General features: G+C 72.8%; 14 protein-coding genes. 9 read left to right on the plus strand and 5 right to left on the minus strand.

Going from position 1 to position 14,848, the window contains the following annotated elements; genetic code table 11:
- Nucleotides 1–157 precede the first annotated feature (157 nt).
- Nucleotides 158–562 (plus strand): SHOCT domain-containing protein, encoded by a 405-nt coding sequence (locus LUM46_RS02000; protein ID WP_274991929.1) that lies wholly within the window; start codon nucleotides 158–160, stop codon nucleotides 560–562.
- A 239-nt stretch (nucleotides 563–801) separates the two neighbouring features.
- Nucleotides 802–1,269, plus strand: a complete 468-nt coding sequence (locus LUM46_RS02005) for a hypothetical protein (protein ID WP_274991931.1) — start codon at nucleotides 802–804, stop codon at nucleotides 1,267–1,269.
- A gap of 58 nt (nucleotides 1,270–1,327) precedes the next feature.
- On the opposite strand, the gene LUM46_RS02010 is transcribed toward LUM46_RS02005, so the two are convergent.
- The 5 genes from LUM46_RS02010 to LUM46_RS02030 form a co-directional block, all read right to left on the minus strand.
- Complete coding sequence (locus tag LUM46_RS02010; protein WP_274991933.1) at nucleotides 1,328–3,412, minus strand: penicillin-binding transpeptidase domain-containing protein; 2,085 nt, start codon at nucleotides 3,410–3,412, stop codon at nucleotides 1,328–1,330.
- Between the two features lie 124 nt (nucleotides 3,413–3,536).
- The gene (locus LUM46_RS02015; protein ID WP_274991935.1) at nucleotides 3,537–3,722 is read right to left on the minus strand and encodes a hypothetical protein; all 186 of its coding nucleotides are present in this window, start codon (nucleotides 3,720–3,722) and stop codon (nucleotides 3,537–3,539) included.
- A 120-nt stretch (nucleotides 3,723–3,842) separates the two neighbouring features.
- Nucleotides 3,843–5,102, minus strand: a complete 1,260-nt coding sequence (locus tag LUM46_RS02020; RefSeq protein ID WP_274991937.1) for an RNA polymerase sigma factor — start codon at nucleotides 5,100–5,102, stop codon at nucleotides 3,843–3,845.
- Entirely contained in the window at nucleotides 5,090–5,458 is a 369-nt protein-coding gene (locus LUM46_RS02025) for a YciI family protein (protein ID WP_274991939.1), read from the minus strand. Before LUM46_RS02025 ends, LUM46_RS02020 begins: the two co-directional genes overlap by 13 nt.
- A 163-nt stretch (nucleotides 5,459–5,621) precedes the next feature.
- Entirely contained in the window at nucleotides 5,622–6,326 is a 705-nt protein-coding gene (locus LUM46_RS02030) for a hypothetical protein (RefSeq protein ID WP_274991941.1), read from the minus strand.
- A 318-nt stretch (nucleotides 6,327–6,644) separates the two neighbouring features.
- On the opposite strand from LUM46_RS02030, the gene LUM46_RS02035 reads away from it, so the two are divergent.
- The 7 genes from LUM46_RS02035 to LUM46_RS02065 all read left to right on the plus strand — a co-directional run bounded on the left by LUM46_RS02035 (nucleotide 6,645) and on the right by LUM46_RS02065 (nucleotide 14,841).
- A complete protein-coding gene (locus LUM46_RS02035) occupies nucleotides 6,645–6,899 on the plus strand; it encodes a hypothetical protein (RefSeq protein ID WP_274991943.1) in 255 nt (84 codons plus the stop codon).
- A 65-nt stretch (nucleotides 6,900–6,964) separates the two neighbouring features.
- Nucleotides 6,965–9,994, plus strand: coding sequence for a helix-turn-helix transcriptional regulator (locus LUM46_RS02040; RefSeq protein WP_274991945.1), 3,030 nt, complete (start codon nucleotides 6,965–6,967; stop codon nucleotides 9,992–9,994).
- 91 nt (nucleotides 9,995–10,085) lie between these two features.
- The gene (locus LUM46_RS02045) at nucleotides 10,086–12,281 is read left to right on the plus strand and encodes a SpoIIE family protein phosphatase (RefSeq protein WP_274991947.1); all 2,196 of its coding nucleotides are present in this window, start codon (nucleotides 10,086–10,088) and stop codon (nucleotides 12,279–12,281) included.
- A gap of 141 nt (nucleotides 12,282–12,422) precedes the next feature.
- Nucleotides 12,423–13,436, plus strand: coding sequence for a sigma-70 family RNA polymerase sigma factor (locus LUM46_RS02050; RefSeq protein ID WP_274991949.1), 1,014 nt, complete (start codon nucleotides 12,423–12,425; stop codon nucleotides 13,434–13,436).
- A 24-nt stretch (nucleotides 13,437–13,460) separates the two neighbouring features.
- Entirely contained in the window at nucleotides 13,461–13,922 is a 462-nt protein-coding gene (locus LUM46_RS02055) for a universal stress protein (RefSeq protein WP_274991951.1), read from the plus strand.
- Between the two features lie 50 nt (nucleotides 13,923–13,972).
- Nucleotides 13,973–14,449, plus strand: a complete 477-nt coding sequence (locus LUM46_RS02060) for a fluoride efflux transporter FluC (protein WP_274991953.1) — start codon at nucleotides 13,973–13,975, stop codon at nucleotides 14,447–14,449.
- The gene (locus LUM46_RS02065; protein ID WP_274991955.1) at nucleotides 14,446–14,841 is read left to right on the plus strand and encodes a fluoride efflux transporter FluC; all 396 of its coding nucleotides are present in this window, start codon (nucleotides 14,446–14,448) and stop codon (nucleotides 14,839–14,841) included. The genes LUM46_RS02060 and LUM46_RS02065 overlap by 4 nt, the downstream gene beginning before the upstream one ends.
- The last annotated feature ends 7 nt before the right edge of the window (nucleotides 14,842–14,848 follow it).

Raw genomic sequence — 14,848 nt, forward strand, 5'->3', positions numbered from 1 at the left:
GTGCAGCGCAGGGTGGGGGCCGCTGACACCGCACCGCGACGGGCGGCACCACGGGTGTAGGGGAGCAGGTACGCGGGGGTGACGACCCCGGCGTCGGACGGCGACAGCCTGGTGCCGTAGCCGGAACGACCGGCCGAACCGAATGCTGGAGGTCGACATGCTCACCGCGACGACGGAGGTCCTCGCCGACGGGCCGCACTACGGCTGGGGCGGACCCGGCCCGTTCTTCTTCATCTTGCCCCTGCTCTGGTTCCTGCTGTTCCTCACGGTGATCATCCTGATCGCGCGGCGAGCCCGGCGTGGGCCGCGTGCCGGCTGGGGCGGTCCCTGGGCGGCGCACTCCGCCGCCGGCACCGACCCGGTGACGCTGCTGGGCACCCGCTTCGCCCGCGGGGAGATCGACGAGGCCGAGTACCGTTCGCGCCTCACCGTGCTCCGCTCGGCGGACCCGTACCCGACCGCTCACCCGGCCGCCGGTACGAGCACCGGCCCGACGGCGACCGACGCTCCGCCCGCCGCCACGACGTCGCAGGACCAGCCGCCGGCCGACGGCGACCGCTGACGGCCGCTGACGGTCACCGCTCGGCTCCTGGTGCAGCCGTCGGAGCAGGCCCCGGACGCCCCGGTCACCTCGGTGACCGGGGCGTCCGGGGCACGCCCGGCCGATCCGGGCGGTACGAGGCTCGGAGCCTTCTCGTCGTACGGCAACGATTGGTCTTCTGTTGCGGCCGGGACGCTAGACTCGCGGTCGAGTGCGACCGAACGCACTTTTCTGACCCGATGACGTGAGGGAAGTAGATCGTGAGCACCAGCAAGAACTGGGTGACCGCCGCACTGGTCTCCTGCGCACTCCTGCTGTCCGGATGCGCGGCCCTCGAGGACATGGCCAGCGACTTCACGCCTTCGGGCGAGGAGGTGGCGCAGAGCGCCCCGTCGCCCGTCGTCGAGGCTCCCGTCAGCACGGGCGAGTACGACCTGGTCGAGTCCTGCAACGCCTTCTTCTCCACCCGGCTGGTCTCGGACATCACCGATGTCGCCCCGGCCGTCGCGGCCCCGCTCGACGAGGAGCGGACCGGCGCCTTCAGCACCATCAGCAAGTCCCTCGGCCTGCTGATCGGTAAGGCCGACGAGGTGAGCATCGCCCACCTCGAGGCGGTCCGCGCGCCGTTCGACCAGGCCCTCGACGGCTCCATCGCCCGCCCGAAGGCGGTCACCGCGGCCGTCAAGTCCTACAAGGCCGCCTGCACCGAGGCCGGCTTCACGGGCTGATCCGGCGATCCCCGGTCGAGCTGGTCGGATCTGGACGAGCCGACCGGGGACCGGCCGGCTACCTGCCCGTGAGGAACTCGTGCATCACCGGGCCGGCCGTGGTCGAGCCCAGCTCCCCCTCCTCGATGAACACGACCGCCGCGAGGTCGTCCGTGATCGCGAGCATCCAGACGTGGGCCTTGTTCCCGTCCCCGAACTGAGCGGTGCCCGTCTTCGCGCCGGCGATCCCGGGCACGTCCTGCAGCGCGGTCGCCGAGCCCTCCTGCACCACGCCGTTCATCAGGCTGCGCAGCGTGGCCGCCTCGTCAGCCGTCAGGTCGCCCGCCGGCGCCTCGTCGGCGGCCTCCTCGCCGGTCGGCTCCACCAGCCACGGTGACACCGTGTGACCTGCGGAGACGCTCGCCGCGACGGTCGCCATCGCGAGCGGCGTGGCCAGCACCTGACCCTGGCCGATCATCGACGCGGCGTGCTCGGTGCCCTCCGCCTCCGTCGGGACGTCGCCCATCGCGGCCGCCGCACCGAAGGCCGTGGCGTCGACGCCCAGGCCGAGCGACGCGGCGGCGTCGTGCAGCTGCTGCTGCGAGATCTCCTGGTGCTGCGAGATGAAGCCCGTGTTGCACGAGTTGGCGAACACCGTCCGGAACGGCACGGCGTCACCCATCGCGGACTCGGGGTACCCGGGCACGTTCTGGAACTGGCGGCCCTCGACGTTGATGGTCGCCGTGCAGGGCAGCGGGGTCTCCGGCGTGATGCCCGAGCGAAGCATCGCGAGGGACGTCGCGATCTTGAACGTGGACCCCGGCGGGTACTGCCCCAGCGTCGCGGTGCTGTACCCCTCGGAGCCCGGGCCCGACGCCGCCGCGACCACCTCACCGGTCGACGGCTTGATCGCGACGATGGCGCTCGCCAGGTTGTCGAGGTCGGCCAGCGCTGCCTCGGCCCGGAGCTGCGTCTCCGGGTCGAGAGTGATCGCCACCGGCTCGCCGTCCTTCTTCTCGATGGTGAACGCCTCGCGGTCCTCACCGCCCTCGGTGGGCTTGATGGTCACGGCCAGGCCCGGCACCCCGCGGAGCTGCTCGTCGTGGGCGGCCTGCAGGCCGGAGAGCCCGACCATGTCGCCGGGCTTGATGGTGCCCTCCGACTCCTCGACGATCTCCGCGGTGGCCTCACCCACCGACCCGAGGAGGGGCCGCGCGAAGTCGCGGTCCCTCGCGAGCGGCAGCTCGTCGGGGATCCCGACGACGCCGTCGATCGCCATGGCGGCCTGGAAGTCGTACTCGGGGTCGTTGTCGCGGATCGTGATGACCTCGACGAACGCCTTCTCCCCGGCCGAGTCGACCTGCGCGGCGATGTCGTCGGTGGTCGCCCTGTCGAACTCCAGCACGTTCCCGAGCTTCTCGGCAGCGGTGTCCCAGCCCGGACGGGTCTTGTCGATGCCCACGTGGTGCACGGGCGTGAGGCCCACGAGCGTCTCGCCCGTGGTCGTGACGATCTCGCCACGCGCCGGTTCGGTGCGCTCGACAGCGAGCCGCTCACCCGGCTCCAGGCCCGGTACCATCACGCCGGTGTTCCAGGCGGCCTCCCACTCCCCGGCCTCACCGTCCGTCGCACCGGGATAGGTCAGCTGGGCGACGGTCTCGTACTCCCAGGCGGCCGTCGTCGCGACGGGCCACGTCCAGGCGAGTGTCGCGGTGGCCGTCGCGGTACCGCCGTCACCTTCCTGGACCGGCGTGACGCTCTTGACCGCCACGGTCCCGGAGTCCTCGCCGACGGCGGTCAGGAGCTGCTCGAACACCTGGGCGTACTGCTCGTCCGGCGACGCCGACGTGTCCATCGCGAGCGGGAAGTCAGCGGGCGTGCCCTCCTGGAGCGCTGCCGCGAGCTCCTCGGCGGCGGGTTCGGGGTCGGGGATCGGCGGTTCCCGGAACAGGAACCACAGGCCGAACCCGACCGCCAGCAGCAGGACGACGACGGTGCCGATGATCAGCGCCAGCCTGCCCGTGCGCCGGGGCGCCGGCGCGGTGGGCGGTGGGCCGGCTGCCGGCGGCACCTGCGCGTACCCGACCTCTGCATACCCACCTGGCGGAGGCGGGACCGGCGCATGACCATCCGCAGGTCCATGGGGTGAAGAGTGTCCGCTCATGCCCTGGAGCCTAAGGGCCCGGCCATGATCGGCACGTGTTATCTCCTGGGTGAAATGGGGTGGGTCCTGGTGAAAGTGGGCGGGGCCGCCGAACCCCCTGGATCTGCGGCCCCGCCCGGGGACGTCACGCGTCCGGGAACCGCCAGCGGTCACGGGGGCGCGTGGCGAGCTTGAGGTACGAGATCGCCGGCACCGCACGACCGGCGGCACGAAGCCTGTGCTCGCGCCGGTTGAGCAGCTCCATGCGCCGCAGGTCACGCTCGCTCGCGGCGACATCGGTGCCCGTGAGCGCTGCTGTGCTGGTCGTCATGGTCGATCCCCGTTCCTTGGCCCCTCGCGGTAGGCGCCCTCAGTCGGACAGGACGCACCAGGAGCTCGTTTCGTTGGTAGGGAGGCCCTGACCCGAGATTTGTGACCGCGGCGACAGAGTTCACCCGGCCACGGCGGCCGCCCGGTCGGCCAGAAAGACCCGCAAGGCGGGGTCGGTGGTGAGCGAACGCGCCTTGGCGTAGGCGACGCGGGCGGCGGCCGCCGCACCGGACTCCGCCAGCAGGTGGGCCCGCGTGGCCCACCACGGCTGGAACCTGCCCGACGCCGGGTCCGACGCCGCGACCTCGTCCAGCTCGGCGAGCCCGGCCTCCGGACCGTCGACCCTGCCGAGGACCGCTGCGAGCGCCACCCGTCCCCCGAGCATCGGAGCAACGTGGAGCAGCGCCCGGTGCAGGGTGAGCAGCGCCGGCCAGTCGGTCCGTCCGGTGCGGGCCCGCGCGCAGTGCGCGGACTGGACGGCGGCCTCGAGCCGGAACCGGCCGGGTGGTCCGGCGGGCGCAGGACCGGAGCCGGCGAGCGCGCGCCGGAGCAGTGCCTCCCCGCGCTCGATCAGACCGGCGTCCCAGCGGGCGACGTCCTGCTCGTCGAGGGGCACGAACGCGCCGTCGGCCTCACGGGCGTCGGCGCGGGCGACGGAGAAGCAGAGCAGCGCGGCCAGGCCGAGCACCTCGGGCTCGGGTAGCAGGTGCGCGAGCAGCAGGGCGAGGGTGAGTGCGTCGCCGGTGAGCGAGCCGCGCACCTCCGGCGCGGCTCCGCGCCAGTCGATCGCGTACGCGCCGTACACCGCCTCCAGTACCGGCGACAGCCGCGCGGGCACCTCGTCGCGGGCGGGGACGCGGAACGGGATGCGCGCGTCACGGATGCGGCGCTTGGCCCGGACCAGCCGCTGCGCCATCGTGGGCGCCGGCACGGCGAACGCCGCCGCGATGTCCCGTGCCTCGACGCCCAGCACCGTCTGCAGCATGAGCGGTGTACGGATGCCTGCCTCGACCGCGGGGTGGGCGCAGACGAACATGAGCTCCAGGCGGTGGTCGCCGATCTGGCCCGGGTCGGGGTCCTCGGGTGGGACCCCGGGCTCGGGTCCGGTGTCGGTCCCGGCCGCGGTGCGGTGGGCGGCTGAGCGGTACAGGTCCCGCATCCGGTTGCGGGCCACGGTCAGGAGCCAGCCGTCCGGGTTGTGCGGCACCCCGTCCTCGGGCCAGTGCCGCAGGGCGCGCTCGAACGCGTCCGCGAGGGCGTCCTCGGCCCGCTGGATGTCGCCGTCGCGGGCCGCGAGCAGGGCGAGCAGGCGGCCGTACGACGTGCGGGCCGCCGCTTCCGCGGCGGCCCGCACGTCCGGGTGCCCGGTCAGCGCGTCCACGCGCCGTTCTCGAAGCGAGTGGCCGACGGGCGCACCTCCACGGTGCCCCACTGGACCGACGGCGCCTTCTGCGCCCAGGCCAGCGCGGCGTCGAGGTCAGGCACGTCGACGACGAACGTGCCGCCCAGCTGCTCCTTCGTGTCGGCGAACGGGCCGTCCTGGATCCGCAGCTCACCGTCGCGCACGGCGACGGTCGTGCTGGACGACGACGGCTGCAGCACCTCGGCCGAGACGAGCACCCCTGCCTGGTCGAGCGCCGTGGCGTAGGCGTGGAAGGCACGCTGGCCCTCCTCCTGGCCGGCGCCGAGCTCGTCGGCCGTCATCTCCGGGTAGTGCAGCAGGAACGTGTAGCGCATGGTTCTGTCCTCCGGTCGATGTCTGTCTGACACCGGGGTGACGATCTCGCGGGCACCCGATCGACAGGTTCGGGAAACTCGCCGGAGACGGCGCGGGGACATGACTCGGGCCGGGGCGACCCCCTGGTACGCCCCGGCCCGTTCCCCCTGTTCAGCCTGTTCGTCAGGCGGTCGGTGCCGCCTTCACCACCGGACCCCAGGCCAGCGGGTCGAGCGAGCGGGCGTCGTCGTCCGCGTTGCCGGCCCAGCGGCGCGCATCGTCGATCGTGGCGGCGAGCAGGTCGCGCAGCCGAGCGTCGACGTCGGGCACGAAGGCCTCCGAGATGCCCTGCACCGCGGTGGAGACCACGCTCGGTGCGGCGTCACGGACGAACCGCTTGGGCCGCACGCTCGTGCCGGCGCAGAAGCGCTCCGCCCAGGCTGCCGTCTTCGGCACGGCCGCGAGCGCGTCCTTGCTCTCCGGTGCCAGCGTGCCGGAGGGCCGGTCCTCCAGGACGTCGAGCATGCGCTCGGAGCCGAGGATCGCCACGGCCAGCGTCTGCTGCCGGTCGGCGGGCGAGACGGGCAGCGCCGTCTGCGCGGCACGCAGCGCGATGCGCACGTCCCAGCGCGGGTCGGTGCTGGTCAGGCCGATGACCGACGGGATGAGCGGAGCGAGCTGCGGACGGGCGTGGTCCGCCGTGAGGTCGTTCACCGCACGGGCCAGCATGGCGATCAGCGGGTGTGTGCAGGCGGGGTGGTCGCTCCACTTCTCGCCTGCGAGAAAGGATGCGAGCTCCATGAAGCACGCGCCCTTCTTGGGGTTGCGGTGCTTTCCTCGACCCAGCATGGGCAAGATGTCGTACGTTCCAGCTTCGGTTCCGGTCACGATTCCACCCCCGAATTGGGTTCGCTACTTGCTCCAGTGTGCGTCCGGTGTGACGTAGATCGCAATAGAGAGCCTGTGAACCCACTGAATCCAGTGCGTCGCAGGGTCCCGCCCGGAGTCCTGAGCTGCTTCGGCGTTGTGCCTCCGGCCACCTCAGGGGTACCTCAGACGGCATCAGGGCTACCTCAGACGCGTGTCTGAGGTAGCCCGCCCGCCAGGACTGCCCGACCGCCCGATCCGGCGGGCCCGGCCTCAGGACGAGTGTCTTCCTCATCAGCCGGACGGGCGCACGGCCCGCCGGGGACATCCGGAGGAATCATGTCGCTGTGGGGACCCGCCGTCGAGGCGGAGATCGAGTACCGGCAGGCCGAGGCCAGGAAGGCCTGGGGCGGCCGAGGAACGAGCGGTGCGGACCGTGCCGGCCGGGCGGAGCGCCGGGCCGCGCGCCGGGCGGAGCGCACGGTCGAGCGTCGCTCGGAACGCCAGGTGCGCGCCGACCGTGCCGAGCAGATCAGGGAGGGCATAGCGGGCATGCGCCCGGCGTCCACCGGACGTCGCGGCCTGTTCGCGTGATCGAGGTGGGCGGCGGGGCGCAAAAGCCTGGGGGGACTGTCGGTGAGCGGTGGCACGATGTGCAGGTGCGACGCTCCACGACGGTCCCCCTGGTCTCCCGGCAGGAGCAGGTTGCCTCCCTCCTGCTGGCGGTAGGGCGCGCCTCCGCGGGCCGGCCCGGCCTCGTGCTCGTCGGCGGCGACGCCGGCGTGGGCAAGACCCGGCTGATCAGTCATGTCGCCGAGGCGGCCGGGCAGGCGGGGGCGAGCGCCGTCGTCGTGCACTGCGTCGACCTGGGGCAGGTCGGCATCCCGTACCTCGCGTTCACCGACGCGCTGACCCAGCTGCAGACCGGGGCCGCGGGGCCGGATGCCGCCGCCCGGGTGGCGGAGCTCGTGGCCGAGCGGCCTGCGCTGTGGCGGCTCCTGGAACCCGGCAGCAGCGGTGACGCCGACCACGACGAGCGGCTCCAGCTGTTCGAGGGCATCGTGCGCAGCCTCGCGGTGGCGGGCGAGCCCGAGCGGCCACTGGTGCTGGTGGTCGAGGACGCCCACTGGGCCGACGCCTCGACGCGCGACGTGCTGCGCTTCCTCGCGGCCCGCGCTCGTTCGGAGAACCTCCTGATCGTCGTGACGTACCGGTCGGACGACGTCGACCGCCGTCATCCGCTGCGCCCCCTGCTCGCCGAGCTGTCCCGGCTGGAGCACGTCGAGCGGATGGATCTCCAGCCGTTCGACGAGAAGGAGCTGCGCGAGTTCACCACCGCCCTCGCCGGCCGGCCCCTGGCGGCCGGGAGCTTCGCCGAGGTGCTGGACCGGTCCGAGGGAAACGCCTTCTTCGCCGAGGAGCTCCTGGATGCCGGGCCGTCCTCGGCGGGCCTGCCCTGGACGCTCACCGAGGTGCTCCGCACCCGGCTCGAACGGCTGGACCCCGAGGTGCAGCAGGTGCTGCGCATCGCGTCGGTCGCCGGACGCCGTGTGCGGGAGGAGCTGCTGCGGTCCGCCGCCGCCCGCTGGGGTGCGCTGGACGTCGACACCGCCCTGCGCGAGGCCGTGACCCAGCAGGTCCTCGTGGTGTCCGGGGCACACCTGGAGTTCCGCCACGCCCTGCTGGCCGAGGCCCTCTACGCCGACCTCCTGCCGGGCGAACGCTCGGCGGTACACCGCGCCTACCTCGCGGTGATCGAGCAGGACGGGCCCGACGGCATGCCGATCGGCAGCGCGGCCGAGCGTGCGCACCATGCCTTCGAGGGGCACGATCTGCCCGCCGCCCTGAGCGCGTCCCGTGACGCCGCCCTGCGCGCCCGCCGGCTGCTCGCTCCCGAGGAAGAGCTGAAGCACTGGGAACAGGTGCTGGCCCTCTGGGAGTCCGTCCCGGACGCCGAGGAGCGGATCGGCAGCGACCGGGTCGCTGTCGCGCTGTCCGCGGGCGAGGCCGCCGCGCGGGCGGGCGACCCGGTGCGCGCGGTCAAGCTGACCCGGCGCGCGGTGGACGGGGTCGACGACCCCGTGCGACGCGCCGGCATCCAGCACGTGCTCGTGCACCGCTATCTCGACCTGCCGACCTGGGACGAGACACCGGGCCAGGTCGAAGCGGCGATCGCGGACCTGCGGGCCGCCCTGGAGATCCTGCCGGAGCGCAGCCCGGAGCGGATCTGGACCAACGCCCTGCTCGCTCGGATCGCGATGATCGTGGACCAGGACGACGACGCCCGCGTGCATGCCGACTGTGCCATCGAGGAGGCGCGTGCCACGGGCCAGTCCGGCGCGCTCGCCTGGGCACTGTCCACCCTCGCGGTGCTGGACGTCGCCGACCCGGACCGGGCCTCGGCACTCCTCGACGAGGCCCGGACGGCCGCCGCCGAGGCCGGCGACGTGCTCACCGAGATGCGCACCCTGTACAGCGGTGCGGCCAACCGCTTCTACGCGGGGGAGCTCGAGGCCGCCGAGCAGCGGGTGCAGCACGCGCTGACCAGGGCGGAGGAGCTGGGACTGGCCTGGAGCACACCCACCCTCAACCTCCGGATCCTGCAGGAGGTCATGCTCTACTTCCGCGGTGACCTCGCGGAGCGGAACAGTGCGGGCGTGCCGAGCACCGCCAGGCACGTCATGGACGCGACCCGGATGTACGCGGCGGTCGCGCGCGGCGACGACGACGTGATCACGCGCGGCGAGGCCCTCCTGGACCACTGGCAGAGCGACGGCCAGATCGCCCTGATCGGTGGCGGCAGCCTCGTGGACGCCTTGACCTGGGCCGGCCGGTACGACGACGCCGCGGCGCTGGCCGTACGCATCACCGACCACCTCGGCGAGGTGTGGACCGAGGTGTTCCTCGGCCGGATCTGGCTGTCCGCGCTGGCGATCGCCGCGCTGGCCGACGCGGCGGAGGCCGACCGGTCCGCCGGGCGCGCCGGCGCGCCAGGATCTGCCGCGGCGACAGCCGTGGGGTCTCGCGCAGCCGCCCGGATCGACAGCGGAGACTCGCTCCTCGCCATCGCGAGGGAGACCGCACAGCGTGGCCGCCCCCGCGGCGGTGTGCTCGGGCCCGAGGGCCGAGCCTGGCTGCAGCGGGCGACCGCGGAGAACGCCCGCCTGCACGCCGTGGTCGGCAACGTCCCGGGATCGACGGGCACCGAGGGCGAGGCACCGGCGGCGGGCGAGCTGTGGCGCACGGCCGCCGCGGCGTGGCAGGACACGGTCAACGCCTTCGACTTCGGCTACCGCTACGAGGTGGCGCGTTCCCGCTATCGCTGGGCCGAGGCCCTGCTGGGGGCCGGTGAGCGGGAGGCCGCCGAGGTCGAGGCGGCCGAGGCGCTCTCGGAGGCGCAGGACATGGGCGCCAGGCCCTTGGCCGACGCCGTCCGCGCGCTGGCCCGGCGGGCCCGGCTCGACCTGCCCGGGGTACGTCGTGCCACCGCGTCGACCCTGACCGACCGCGAGGAGGAGGTGCTCGGTCTCGTCGCGCAGGGCCTGTCGAACCGGCAGATCGGCGAGCGGCTGTTCATCTCCACCAAGACGGTGAGCGTGCACGTGTCCAACCTGCTCGCCAAGCTCGGCGCGTCGGGGCGGGCGGAAGCGGTGAGCCTCGCGCACCAGCGTGGTCTGCTCGAAGTCTGACCACGAACGCGGCAGGCTACCTGCCCGGCGCAAAAGGGACACATCCGGTACATCTGTCGCGCACACGCCCTTCTCTCGCAATACTGAGGAGATGCCGACGGACCTCCAGGCGTTGCGAGACCTCGAGCACGTCGGTCTCGGTGCTCCCACTGCTGATGAGGCCTTTGACCGGTTCGCCCGCCTGGTTCGCCGCCACCTGAAGGTGCCGGCCGCTGTCGTCTACTTCGTGGTCCCGCAGGGCCAGGTGCTCGCCGGCGCTTCCGGTATGCCGGAGCCGATGCAGTCGAACCGCCTGCTGCAGTATCCAGGCACGCTCACGAACATGATCGCCACGCGCGGTGAGCCGGTCGTGTCGTCGGACGCCCGCCTGGACCCGCTCCTGCGCGACAACTATCTCGTCCGTGAGATGGGCCTGGTCGCCATGGCCGGCTACCCGGTCTTCGACCTCCGCGGTCGAGCCGTCGGCGCGCTGTGCGCGGTGGTGGACGAGCCCCGCGAGTGGTCCGAGGACGACCTGGCCTCCCTCGCCGACCTGGCCGCAGCCTGCACCGCCGAGCTACGGCTCCGGGCCGAGCGGGAGCGGGCGCGCCGGATCCAGCAGACGGCGGTCCGGGCCAACCGCCGGAGCAGGTTCCTGCTCTCCCTGAGCGAGGCGTTCGCGAACGCCAACACCATGGACCAGGTCGAAGAGGTGATCGTCGAGGTCGGTACCGCAGGGATCGGCGCACGGTACTGCGCGTTCGCCGTGACCGACGCCGACGGGCGGGGCATCACCTACCGGTCGCTGGTCCACGCGGAGCCGCAGTTCCCGCAGCGCCTGCGGCAGGCCAAGCTGGACGACCAGCGACCGCTGGCGGAGGCGGCCCGCACCGGACGTCCCCTGTTCTTCCGGACGGGCGAGGAGCTGTTCTCCGCCTTCCCCGAGGTCAGGGACCTCTGCGACCCGGGAGTCGGGGCCCGGGCCTTCCTTCCGGTGGTGACGGCCGGTGCCGTGGTCGCCGTCATCGTGCTGGCGTGGGAGCGGGACCGTGGGCCGGACAAGGACTCGTACGCGCTCCAGACCGGCCTTGCGCACTACACGGGGCACGCACTCGAACGAGCGCGCCTCCTGGAGGAGCGCAGGGAGTCGGCGAAGACGCTGCAGCGGGCGATGCTCAGCCGCCTGCCCGAGGTGCCGCACCTCGACATGGCAGCCACGTACTCCCCCGCCACGCGCTCCGACCAGATCGGTGGCGACTGGTACGACGCGGTAGCCGTGGACGACGACGCGACGATGTTCATGATCGGCGACGTGACCGGCCACGACATGCGCGCCGCGGCGAAGATGGGCCAGCTCCGGTCCCTGCTGCGCGCGTTCGCGTGGAGCCACGACGAGTCGCCGTCGGCCCTCCTGACCCTGCTCGACAAGGCCAACTCGGGTCTGGGGCTGCTCGCCAGCGGGACCGCCGTGGTGGCCCGGCTGGAGCGGGTCGCGGGGGCCTACCAGCTCACGTGGTCCACCGCCGGCCATCCCCCGCCGCTGGTGCTGCGCGAGGACGGGACGGTAGAGCGCCTCTCGGTGCTGCCGGACATGATGCTGGGCGTGCGACCGACGGCCAAACGCACCGACCATGTCGCGGCCCTCCACCCCGGCGACACGCTCCTGCTCTACACCGACGGCCTCGCCGAGCAGCGCGGTACGACACCCGACCAGTGGCTGAACCGCCTGCAGAAGACGCTCGGCGTGCTGGGTGACACCGCCACGGCCGCGCTGCCCGTCACGCTCGTGCGCCGCCTCGCGTCGGACGACCAGCGCGACGACGTCGCCGTGCTCGCCGTGCGGGTGCGGGCGGCAGCGCCGTCGGGGCCGCCATCGCCCGGACGTCCCGCCACCGCGGAACGCAAGCTCGCCCCGTCGCTGTGCGACGTCGGCCCCGCCCGCATCTGGGTCGACGACGTCCTGGAGAGCTGCGGCGTGCCGATGCCGCTGCGGCGCACGGTGATGCTGCTGACGTCGGAGGTGCTGACCAACGCCGTCGACCACGGGCAGGCGCCGTTCACCGCCACCGTCGAGGTGGACATGGGACGCCTGCGTGTCGGGGTGCGCGACTCCTCGACCGCGCAGCCCGAGCTCCGCGACCCGACGGTCACGGACTTCGGCGGGCGGGGCGTGCAGTTCCTCGAGCGGCTCGCGTCCCGCTGGGGTGTGGACCGGCACGGCGAGTCCAGCACCACGCAGCGGCGGACCGGGCAGCGGGAGAGCCGGCGGACCGGCAAGACCGTGTGGTTCGAGCTCGACCTGAGGTAGACCGGCCGGGATCGCTGGATCGGCGGCTCTACGGGGATCGGAACGGCTCCGAGCGGCTCTGCCGGGTGATTTTCGGCCGGTGGCTTCGGCCACGGTCGAATCCACGGGAGCGTGTCAGTGGTGCCGCGTACCGTGTGATCCATGGCACAGACAGCGTCACATCCTCGGCAGAGCACAGGTGAGACCCTGGCCGCGGACGAGCTCTCCGCGCAGCTGGAGGTCTACCGCCGCGAGCTCACCGGATATTGCTACCGACTGCTGGGCGGCGCCTTCGACGCCGACGACGCGGTACAGGAGACCCTCCTGCGTGCGTGGCGGTCCTACGAGCGGTTCGAGGGCCGTTCCTCGCTGCGCACCTGGCTGTACCGGATCGCCACCAACGTGTGCTTCGACCAGCTGGGTTCCAGCCGGGCCAAGCGGGAGCGGCCCATGGGTCTCGGCGCCGCGGTCGAACCGGTCGAGGAGAGCCTCGCGACCGTGCTGCCCGAGTACGCGTGGGTGGAACCCGTACCGACCGAGCACGTCCTGCCCGGTGCCGGCGACCCTGCGGACACGACCGTGGCGCGCGAGTCGGTACGCCTGGCGTTCGTCGCAGCGCTGCAGCACCTGCCGGCCAAGCAGCGCGCCGTGCTCATCCTCCGCGAGGTGCTGCGCTGGCCCGCGACCGAGGTCGCGACGCTGCTCGACACCTCGGTGGCCTCGGTGAACAGTGCGCTGCAGCGGGCACGCGCCACGCTCGCCGACAAGGCGCCGGACAGGTCGGGCCCCTCGGCGCCGCCGTCGGCGGACGAGTCCGAGCTGCTGGAGCGGTACGTCGCGGCCTTCGAGCGCTACGACATGAAGGCGCTGGCCAACCTCCTCCGCGAGGACGCGGTCATGAACATGCCGCCGTACGCCATGTGGCTGGAGGGCATCGAGAACATCCAGGCGTGGATGACCGGGCCCGGCCACGAGTGCGAGGGATCCCGCTGTGTGCCCATCCACGTCAACGGCACTCCGGGGTTCGCCCAGTACCGGCCGGACCCGAAGGGCGGTCATTTCCCGTGGGGGATCGTGGTGCTGGAGAACGACGGCAAGCACGTCACCGGCATCACCACGTTTCTCGACACGGAGAAGTGGTTCTCCCGATTCGGCCTGCCGGACCACCTCGACTAGGCGTTTGGACATACCCTCACAAGGGTGACTGTGCGATCCGTGGTGGTCGGCGTTGACCACAAGCACCCGGACCTGGCTCGGCGGGCAGCGTCGCTCGTCCAGTCCCTGGGTGGAAGCCTGATCGAGCTCGTATGTGTGTGGGTCGACGAGACCGCCGTCTCGGACTCACGAGGGTTCACCGTGTCGGTGGACCCGGACATCGCCGTGTCCTCGGACGCGTACGGGGCGGACGTCCTGGCGGGGCTGAACCGGGCGATGGCTGATGTCGGCCTGCCGTGGAGCGCCCTCCGGGGCGCCGGCGACCCGGCCGCAGAGCTGGGCCGGGTGGCCGACGAGGTGGAGGCCGCCATGATCGTCGTCGGCGCACGGCGTTCCGGCCTGCGCGGCTGGACCACGAACATCGTGGGCGGAACGGTCGCCGGGCGGCTCATTCACAACCAGCCGCGCCCCGTCGTGGTCCTTCCCGGGACGGGATCGACGTCGTGAGCGATAGGTTCTTCCACAACTGGTCGACCGTTCACGAAGGGGCACACCGAGTGACGCGAGCGCCACATCGCGACTGGCGGTACATCGGTCTCGTCGCGCTCGGCGGAGCAGGTGGCTCGGCCGCCCGCCACCTGGTGAGCGGTTGGTCGACGGCTCCGCTGAACCTGGTGTCCGTCACGCCCGGTGGCGCCGTCCCGGTGCTGCTCCTGTTCCCGGTCGGCACGTTCGTCGTGAACCTCGTGGGCGCGTTCGCCCTGGGCTACCTCCTGGAGGCGCTCTCGCGGCGTGGCCGCGAGACCGTCCGGCGGCGGAAGATCCGGCTCGGCATCGGCACCGGCGTCCTGGGCGGGTTCACGACCTACTCGGCGCTGGCGCTGGAGACACAGCACCTGCTGACCCAGGGCGCCGCCGGGCTGGCCCTGCTGTACGTCGTGCTCACCCTCGTCGGCGGCACGACGGCGTGCCTCGGCGGGATCGCGATCGCCGCACGCGCCGACCGGCACCGAGAGCAGAGGTCACGCCCATGATCGAGCTGCTCGTGGTGGCCGCCGGCGGCGGCGTGGGCGCCGCTGCCCGGTTCATGGTCGACGGCGAGATCCGCGCCCGGCACAGCGGGGGGTTCCCGTGGGGCACGTTCGTGGTGAACGTCGTGGGCTCGTTCCTCATCGGGGTGCTCGCGACGCTGACCTTCGCGCTCGTCGAGCGGGGCGCCCCGGAAGACGTCGCCTCCGTGCTGCTGCTCGCCCTCACGGTGGGACTGTGCGGCGGGTTCACCACGTTCTCCACGGCCACCATGGAGTCGGTGCGCCTTGCCCAGTCCGGTCGGCTGCGCCTCGCGCTGGCCAACTCGCTGGGCACCCTCGCCGTGACCGTCACAGCCGCCGGGCTGGGCATGGCGGTGGGCGGCCTGTTCGGCTGACCCACGC

Origin of the sequence: Promicromonospora iranensis (assembly GCF_028994805.1) — a bacterium.
Taxonomy (GTDB): Bacteria; Actinomycetota; Actinomycetes; order Actinomycetales; family Cellulomonadaceae; genus Promicromonospora; species Promicromonospora iranensis.